The organism is uncultured Gimesia sp. (genome assembly GCF_937919775.1).
GTDB lineage: Bacteria > Planctomycetota > Planctomycetia > Planctomycetales > Planctomycetaceae > Gimesia.
The window spans coordinates 1-7131 of record NZ_CALFPF010000114.1 but is presented as its reverse complement, the minus strand read 5'-3'; the positions used below and the strand labels follow the sequence as shown (position 1 = coordinate 7131).

5 protein-coding genes are annotated in these 7131 nt (G+C 51.0%); 2 read left to right on the top strand and 3 right to left on the bottom strand.

Features of this window, described 5'->3' with window-relative positions:
- On the top strand, nt 1-809 hold an 809-nt coding region (locus tag Q0294_RS03080), incomplete at its 5' end, for a DUF1559 domain-containing protein (RefSeq protein WP_299460804.1).
- 156 nt (nt 810-965) lie between these two features.
- Here Q0294_RS03080 and Q0294_RS03075 read toward each other — a convergent pair.
- The 3 genes from Q0294_RS03075 to coaD form a co-directional block, all read right to left on the bottom strand.
- Nucleotides 966-4037: a PVC-type heme-binding CxxCH protein gene (locus Q0294_RS03075; protein WP_299460802.1), complete on the bottom strand. Its 3072-nt coding sequence runs from the start codon at nt 4035-4037 to the stop codon at nt 966-968.
- A 229-nt stretch (nt 4038-4266) separates the two neighbouring features.
- Complete coding sequence (locus Q0294_RS03070; protein WP_299460800.1) at nt 4267-4860, bottom strand: thioredoxin family protein; 594 nt, start codon at nt 4858-4860, stop codon at nt 4267-4269.
- A 45-nt stretch (nt 4861-4905) separates the two neighbouring features.
- Nucleotides 4906-5430 carry a pantetheine-phosphate adenylyltransferase gene (coaD, locus tag Q0294_RS03065; RefSeq protein ID WP_299460798.1) on the bottom strand — a complete coding sequence of 175 codons (525 nt, stop codon included), beginning with the start codon at nt 5428-5430 and terminating at the stop codon, nt 4906-4908.
- A gap of 261 nt (nt 5431-5691) precedes the next feature.
- Between coaD and Q0294_RS03060 the strand changes: the two genes are divergently transcribed.
- On the top strand, nt 5692-7017 hold the full coding sequence (locus Q0294_RS03060; RefSeq protein ID WP_299460796.1) for an alpha/beta hydrolase-fold protein: 1326 nt from the start codon (nt 5692-5694) through the stop codon (nt 7015-7017).
- Nucleotides 7018-7131: the final 114 nt, after the last annotated feature.

Below are 7131 nucleotides of genomic sequence, written 5' to 3'. Positions count from 1 at the left end.
TTCGTACTTTTCCTCCCGGTTATGTGGAAGAAATTCTTCCCTCTAATGGCGGCGTCATCGTCGATAATGAAGGGCATTGGGCCTGGAACGCGTTACTGCTGCCTTATCTCGATCAGGCCCCCCTGTTTAACCAACTCAATGTTGGTACGGTTCCCGTTTCTACCGTGCTGAATAACGCAAGCATCCGGAACACCATGCAGCAGACACTGCCTGTGTTCCGTTGCCCCTCCGATTCGGGTCCCCGGATTCATGATGAAGCCGGCCGCAAAATCAAAGCAACCGGCGGATCAGAATATGGTCTGGCTGTTACCAATTATATCGCATCCAATAACTCATTTGGATTGAAGAAGGATCAGGGAACGAATCCGACCAATAATGCGAATGGCGCATTTTATCGAAACAGCGATGTGCGCCTGCGTGATTTTACCGATGGCAGCAGCAATGTCATTCTGGCCGGAGAACGCGCCTATTCGCTCAATTCAATCAAAGCGTTTGCCGGTGCTTTATATGCGGCCCGGGATTTTAACGCCACCGGTCCTGCCATCAGCTCGGACGGTTCCAGTTCTAACCAGGGGTTGATCTCCATTTTTGGAGGCGGTGCCGCAGCGATCAATGCTAATGCATCCTCAGGACAGGGACGAATTGCCTTCAGCAGTCCCCATGTCGGCGGCGCGCATTTCCTGTTTGGTGATGGACGCATTCAGTTTATCAGCGAAAATATTCATCACAACGCGGCAACCATCCCGGCTGACAGTACGTTCGAATATCTGATCGGCATCAATGACGGCAACGTCGTTGGTGAATTCTAAACCCTTGTCTTAAATTCAACCAGTGTCAATTCAAAGGGACAGGCAGCCATCATACTGCCTGTCCCTTTTTCGTTACAAAACAATTCGATGACGGAAACCGGTTTCAGGATTTACAGAAGCGACGTTGGTTCTGCTGAGCCTTTTCCGTGGACCGATTCAGTTTTCCAGCGCCATCAGATAGGCGATCAGGTCTGCCATTTCCTGTGTTTTGATTTTCTTTTCAAAGCCCTCCGGCATCAGTGATTTTCCCGAGCTTCTGATCTCCTCGATATTCTCCCGCAAAATGGTGATCTCTTTGTTCTCGGCTTTTTTCAGGGTAATACTGGAAGGGGTCTCGTTTACAATAATGCCGGTTTCGATCAAGCCGACATCGGTCACCACCACATATTCCAGAAAGTTCGGCGACACTTCTTTGTTGGGGTCCAGCACATGTACCAGAATCTCAGACGCGGTTCTGTTTTTAATTGTCGCCAGATTGGGACCGACTTCATACCCCTCTTTCCCCAGCTTATGACAAGTCAGACAATCCCGCTTGAAGACTTTTTTCCCCTCTGCCAGATCCGTCTGTAATGCCAGCGCCGGTTGATACTGAGAAATGATTTCACGTCGCGGACTGAGAATATCTCCGGCAAATAACCGGGTGGCCTGCTGTCTGATTTCCGGATTGGTACTTTTCAGCAGGATCGTGCGTCTGACCTCGGGAATCTGGCTGATGAAAACCGTTCGATCAGAGATCGCTGCAAACAGTCTCAAAATCCAATTCTCTCTCTTCAACAACTGATTCACAATTTCTGTTCTGACATTCGGCGTCAGGGAAGGATACTGTTTGAGCAGCAGGTCCGCGATTTGCGAATCGGTAAAGCTGGTCAACGCTTCGACAACTGAAATTTGAACTGTCTGAGGCTCACGTGCATCCAGGAGTGGTATTAACGCCGCTTCCGCAGTTGTTAAGTCGGTACAACTCAATAAATCGATGGCTTGCTGGCGCGTTTCAATGGTCTGGCCTCGATCGGCGGCCGTTTGTTTCGCGTGTGCGATCTGCTGACGAACCAGTTGAGCCGCGGCAGATTTTTCCTCTTTCGCATATGCCAGCAATGTTTTGCCGCCACGTTTTAACCCCTGTCCGATTGCCAGGACGACTTCCGTCTGCACGTCTGCCGTCTTTTGTTTCTGTCCGGGATCATCATAGCGGGAGGTCCGTGCCAGAATTTGTTTCACTTCCGCCGGCTGTTGTCGTGTGCCAATCACATTGGCAAGTTGGCTTAACAGTAGTTTGGCTTCAGGGCTGGCGGCAAATTCGACGTCCGCCAACAGACTCTCTAAAAAACCTGCCGTTGATTCGGACAGTGAACTGAGAACGGCTGTGCGAATCCAGAAATCTCCGTGATCGCGCCGCGCGATTTGATACAGGGCTTTCGCAGCCTGTGGATCGTTTATTTCTCCCAGAGTGAACGCGGTTTGAAAACGAACCCGCGGATCAGCGTCTGTCGCCAGAGACAGGACCTTGTTTCGCAGCGTCTCGTTCTGATTTAATTTTGGTTCAGCCAGCCGGACAGCAGTCCGCCGGATTTCCGGTTCATCATCACTAAGCGCCTGCAGCAGATTCTCATCGCTGAGTGCATTCAATCCCTGTAGAGACCAGAGGGCGTGCAAGCGGGCCAGACGCGATTCGCTCTTATTCAGCAGTTGATTCAGTAACGGCACGGCTGATTGATCCTGTCGCTCGAAGATCAGGCGATGTGCCGTGTCCCGCCACCAGACATTCGGATTTTCCAGTTCAGCGACCAGCGTTTTAATATCTGCAGAACCAAGTCGCGGCGGTTGCGGTTTGTGATAATCGGCCGGATATTCAGGAGGAACCAGGCGATAGATGCGACCGCGATCCCGGCCGCTGGTCAGATCCAGATGCGCTTTGATGTCATCGGGAATCGACCAGGGATGTTCAATATTCTCACGGTACATGTCAAGCACATGCAGTGTTCCATCGGGGGCATTCAGAAAATTGACGGGGCGAAACCAGTTGTCGGTCGAAGCCAGGAACTCAATATTTTCATGAGCCCGACGCGCTTTAAATGTGACGCCGTCCGGTGTCATCAGATAGCGCATGACCAGATTCCCCGCCACTTCGCCGATGAATGCGTTGCCATAATATTCTTCCGGATAAGCGGTTCCCCGGTAAATGGTGACGCCGGCGGAAGAGGTCACAAAACCGGTCGCGTTTTTTTCGCTGCGGGGAGAGCGGGAATTGGGATCGGCGGCCAGGCGCTCCGCATTGATAATTCTCCAAGGCTCGGGAGGGCTGGCGCGAAAAGCCGAAAGGGTATCGCCGGCCTCCGCTACGTCGTTGATGGCAGAGGCGACTGGCAGATAGCGGTTGCGGACCAGATATTTTGTGGGGAGTACAATCTGCATCAGGGGATTGCGAATATTACAGATAAAACGGTTTCCCCAATCGTCAAACGTGTTCCCGAAACGTGCCCCGCCGGAAATGACTTCAAAGGTCTCGGTTCCCGCATCAAAGCGAAAATCGCGTCGCCCCATATTAATCGGGTCGGTCTTGGAAGTCGCGCCGGTTTGAATCGCTCCCCCGTTACTCCCCCCTGCACCATAGATACAATGATCGAGGCCCCACTTGAGATTATTCATCACGGCCTGCACGTTGAACTTGCGAAAGCCGGTAAAAACTTTGCGTTTGATATCCGCTTTATGATCGCCGTCCGTGTCTTTGAAGTACCAGATATCGGGAGTCGCAGAAACATAAACGCCCCCTTTCCAGAATGCCAGACCGGTGGGCCAGGAAAGCTGATCAGCAAAGATCGTCGAACGATCAAACTTCCCATCGCCGTCCACGTCTTCCAGCACGCGCACTTTGCCGATGGGAGCCAACTTCTGTTCCGCCCAGGCTTCATCCTGGGATTTGTCCGTATAAGGATAGTCATTCATCTCGATCACATAAGCCAGACCGTTCTCGTCATACTGCATGGCGACTGGATCGGTGACCAGCGGTTCTGCAGCCAGTAGCTCCATCTGGAAACCGTTTTGTAATCGAAATGTTTTCAACGCTTTTTCGGGAGCCAGAGGCTCCAGGCGGGGCAGCGCCTCCGCCAGCGATTTTGGCGTCGCCCCCTTTTTCTCCGCAGAATCGAGCGGTCCCGTTAAAGTAAAGAGGGCTGTCAGCGCGACCACAGTCAAACATAACAGCGCCTGTTTGAAAACCAGATGTCTCATCGAGAATCCTCTTTATATTGATATTTCTCAGCAGCGGACGTACGAATGCGACTTCCTGATCTAGGAACCAGCCACTTTAGGTAGGAATGTTAAATAATTGTAAATCGGCGTCTGACCATCCACAAGCGACAATCCCCGATCGTCGAGGTCCCCGTACAGAAACGGGCATAAAAAAACTCTCTTCACCCACAGGGCAAAGAGAGTTGGGATTCGTCAATGAAAGCGGCTGTCAGACAGCAGGCTGGCCGGTAAAGTATTCCGGCTCTTTGCCTGCCTTCCATTTAATGTTACAGCCAATACTGGGTTTTTGATTTTCGGTCACGGGAGCTCCCGCCAGAACGGCGTCGCAGGCAGTCCGAAGATCTGCGCCGGTAATTGGTTTTTCATTACCCGGGCGACTGTCGTCAAACTGTCCCCGATAGACCAGTTTTTGTTCCTGATCGAACAGGAAGAAATCAGGAGTGCAGGCCGCTTTATACGCTTTGGCAACATCCTGAGAACCATCGTACAAGTAAGGAAAATGGTAGCCTGCTTTTTTTGCTTCTTCGACCATCTTTTCCGGGCTGTCGTCAGGATGCGTTGCCACATCATTCGAACTGATGCCAACGACCCCCAGTCCTTTTGCCATGTATTCGTCAGCGAACGTCGCCAGCGCTTCCCGCAGATGAATTACAAAGGGACAATGGTTGCACATAAAGATCACCAGTAAGCCTTTGGAATCCTGAAAGTCGCCGAGCGAAACGGTTTGTCCGTCGACATTTTTCAAAGCAAATTCCGGAGCACTTGTTCCCAGAGACAGCATTGTAGAAGCCGTTTTTACCATGATATGTTCTCCTTTTTATCTCTGCCAAATCAGCAGATACCAATCTTAATGGGAAGTTTTTGAAGCAAATTTTTCGAGCAGAGGCTCGACGACCTGCGCGGGCACAAAGACTTTGAGTTTTTCTGCTGCGACATCACCGCCCAGTTGCGCAATCTGTTTGATCAACGAACTGGAAATATGAGTGTATTTTTCGCTGGCCATCAGGAAGACCGTTTCGATATCAGAAGCCAAAGCTCTGTTCGCCAGGGACATCGTAAATTCCGCTTCCACATCGGTCAGCGTCCGCAGCCCCCTGAGCATCACACCGCCGCCACACTCCCGCACGAAGTTCACCGCCAAACCCTGAAAACATTTTACCTCGACGTTGGGAAAGGCAGACAGCAGCTCTTGCAGCATCTGCTGCCGTTCTGCAGCTGAGAAGAGCGGTTTTTTATCCGGATTGATACCAATGCCCACCGTGATCTTCGAGTAAATCGAAGCGCCACGCTCTACAATGTCCAAGTGCCCCAGCGTCGGCGGGTCAAAACTGCCAACATACACAGCATGATGTGGGTCGAGCGTATTTGTCACAAAAGGGCCTTTCTCGCATAATTCCTGACAACTTCTACTTTCATTGTAGCTGGAATCCTGGTCGATCCAAACGGACAGAATCCAATTTCTCAGACGAATCGTCAGATTTGCCCGTGAACTGCGTAGTGAATTGCAAATCTGCCTGTCACGTAGTGTAATAGACTAATCAGAGTGCGTATCTTTGCAGGCGATGTTTGTATTATCTGTTAACAGACCACTCCATCCTACTAAGGTAAATTCATTTTTCAGGAGCATCGTGGCATGCGACTTTCTGTTTTTCGCGCAACAGTTCAAACGGCGTCTTTGAGTGTGATGCTGCTTTTCATCATCAATTGTGCGTCTGCCGCTCCGCAAAACCTGGAAGACGTTTCGAAGCTGTTAAAAGAACCGGCGAATCAGGCTAACCAGAAACAGGTGCTCGATTTCTTTCAGAAGCGTTTTCAGAAGGAAAAAGATTTATCCCTGGGCACGCATCGGTACTTACTCGAAAAAACCGATGATGGCGGCGGTTACGCAGGCTGGTTTTTAAAAGCGGACCCCGGTGCCGAAGTCATCATCTACGCTGAAAAGGGGCGCCAGTGGCCCATGATTGCGCTGGGAGATTCCGGCTACTTTGCGAGAGTAGAACGGTTTCCCAACTTTTCTGCAGCCCATTATCGGTATAGCGTCAATGGTCGCCGTTTACCGGTGGGCCAATTTAACCGATTTGGATTTGAAAGTTACGAGTGGAAACCCGAAAGCCTTCGACAGGCAGGAGTTCCCCAGGGAAAACTGACTCAAATGCCCGCCTTTAAGAGCACCAGACAGTATCCGGGAACCGTCAGAGACTGGTGGGTGTATGTGCCTGCCCAGTATTCAGAATCGGGTGATCCCGCCAAATTGATCGTCTTCACCGACGGCGGGGGTTACTGTCACGGCGACGGGAACGCCACGATTGTTCTCGACAACCTGATTCATGCGAAAAAAATTCCGGTTTCGATCGCCGTCTTTATCAATCCCGGAGTGATTCCTGCTGCTTCAAAAGGTAAACAGGAAATCAGAAACCGCAGTAATGAATATGATACCTGTACGGCTCAATATGCTACATTTCTGGATGAAGAAATGCTGCCCGTAGTTCGCCAGCAGTATCGCATTTCGGAGAAACCGGAAGACCATGTGATCTGCGGCGCTTCTTCCGGCGGCAGTTGTGCTTTCACAGCCGCCTGGCATCGAACTGATCTGTTCCAGAAGGTGATTTCCTTTGTCGGCAGTTTCTGTGATTTCCGCGGGATTGATGATTATCCCTCCCGAAAAAAGAATACGATTCCCCTCGATCAGTTTGGCCCCTGGAAAACCGCCCATGATTATCCCGGTCTGATCCGTAAAGAAGAGCCCCCCAAACCGCTCAAAGTATTTCTGCAGGATGGGGATAATGATTTGGATAATAAGCTGGGTAACTGGTTCCTGAATAACGAACGGATGGCAGCCGCCCTCGCTTACAGCGGTTATGATTACTGGTTTGTCACAGGGCATGGCATTCACAGCAGCCGTCATGGAAAAGCCGTGCTACCCGAGGCACTGGTCTGGATCTGGGCTGAGGGGAAATAAAAGCCTGACGTCAAAACGAGGTATTTTCCGTGAATTAAAACATTAGGTGAGATTTTTATTTGACGAACCGAGTGCGGGTCGGCGAGCTACCGCGCCCCAGGAGTTGAACCGTGC